The 1,942-nt window shown below is 49.4% G+C and carries 1 rRNA gene; it reads right to left on the reverse strand.

What is annotated here, in order from left to right:
• Nucleotides 1-228 precede the first annotated feature (228 nt).
• A 16S ribosomal RNA gene (locus UC14_RS22050) occupies nucleotides 229-1,771 on the reverse strand.
• Nucleotides 1,772-1,942 lie beyond the last annotated feature (171 nt).

Consider the following 1,942-nt stretch of genomic DNA (forward strand, 5'->3'; position numbering starts at 1 on the left):
GTGCCAGTCTTCATTCCTTGTCATCATGATCTCTTCCTTCTGAAAAATGATTTTCAATAAATACGCTATTAAACATACTTTTAAAAATTGCTCATACTACTCATATAAACCATATCAATGTTTCCTAAAATCCATTATTTTACTTATTTAGAAAATACATTCTTATTTTGATTTAGACAAACAATGTAAATTCCTTTTGACTTTTTCTGCACAATGCGTATCTTGAGGTAAGGAGGTGATCCAACCGCAGGTTCCCCTACGGTTACCTTGTTACGACTTCACCCCAGTCATGAATCACAAAGTGGTAAGCGCCCTCCCGAAGGTTAAGCTACCTACTTCTTTTGCAACCCACTCCCATGGTGTGACGGGCGGTGTGTACAAGGCCCGGGAACGTATTCACCGTAGCATTCTGATCTACGATTACTAGCGATTCCGACTTCATGGAGTCGAGTTGCAGACTCCAATCCGGACTACGACATACTTTATGAGGTCCGCTTGCTCTCGCGAGTTCGCTTCTCTTTGTATATGCCATTGTAGCACGTGTGTAGCCCTACTCGTAAGGGCCATGATGACTTGACGTCATCCCCACCTTCCTCCGGTTTATCACCGGCAGTCTCCTTTGAGTTCCCACCATTACGTGCTGGCAACAAAGGATAAGGGTTGCGCTCGTTGCGGGACTTAACCCAACATTTCACAACACGAGCTGACGACAGCCATGCAGCACCTGTCTCACGGTTCCCGAAGGCACTAAGCCATCTCTGGCGAATTCCGTGGATGTCAAGAGTAGGTAAGGTTCTTCGCGTTGCATCGAATTAAACCACATGCTCCACCGCTTGTGCGGGCCCCCGTCAATTCATTTGAGTTTTAACCTTGCGGCCGTACTCCCCAGGCGGTCGACTTAACGCGTTAGCTCCGGAAGCCACGCCTCAAGGGCACAACCTCCAAGTCGACATCGTTTACAGCGTGGACTACCAGGGTATCTAATCCTGTTTGCTCCCCACGCTTTCGCACCTGAGCGTCAGTCTTTGTCCAGGGGGCCGCCTTCGCCACCGGTATTCCTCCAGATCTCTACGCATTTCACCGCTACACCTGGAATTCTACCCCCCTCTACAAGACTCTAGCTTGCCAGTTTCAAATGCAGTTCCCACGTTAAGCGCGGGGATTTCACATCTGACTTAACAAACCGCCTGCGTGCGCTTTACGCCCAGTAATTCCGATTAACGCTTGCACCCTCCGTATTACCGCGGCTGCTGGCACGGAGTTAGCCGGTGCTTCTTCTGCGAGTAACGTCAATCACCACACGTATTAAGTATGATGCCTTCCTCCTCGCTGAAAGTGCTTTACAACCCTAAGGCCTTCTTCACACACGCGGCATGGCTGCATCAGGCTTGCGCCCATTGTGCAATATTCCCCACTGCTGCCTCCCGTAGGAGTCTGGACCGTGTCTCAGTTCCAGTGTGGCTGGTCATCCTCTCAGACCAGCTAGGGATCGTCGCCTAGGTGAGCCATTACCTCACCTACTAGCTAATCCCATCTGGGCACATCCGATGGCGTGAGGTCCGAAGATCCCCCACTTTGCTCTTTCGAGGTCATGCGGTATTAGCTACCGTTTCCAGTAGTTATCCCCCTCCATCAGGCAGTTTCCCAGACATTACTCACCCGTCCGCCGCTCGCCGGCAAAGTAGCAAGCTACTTTCCGCTGCCGCTCGACTTGCATGTGTTAGGCCTGCCGCCAGCGTTCAATCTGAGCCATGATCAAACTCTTCAATTAAAAGTTCGATTTGCTTCAACAAGTGAAGCGGTGCTCAGAGATTACTTCGTAATAATTCAACTAAATGAATTACTGCTTGGTCACTCTAAGACTTGATATTTTTTGCCACCGAGGTGGCTGATATCGTCTTGTGAGTGCCCACACAGATTGTCTGATAAATTGTTAAAGAGC

Source organism: Rahnella sp. NRRL B-41462, assembly GCF_003263525.1.
GTDB lineage: Bacteria > Pseudomonadota > Gammaproteobacteria > Enterobacterales > Enterobacteriaceae > Rahnella > Rahnella aceris.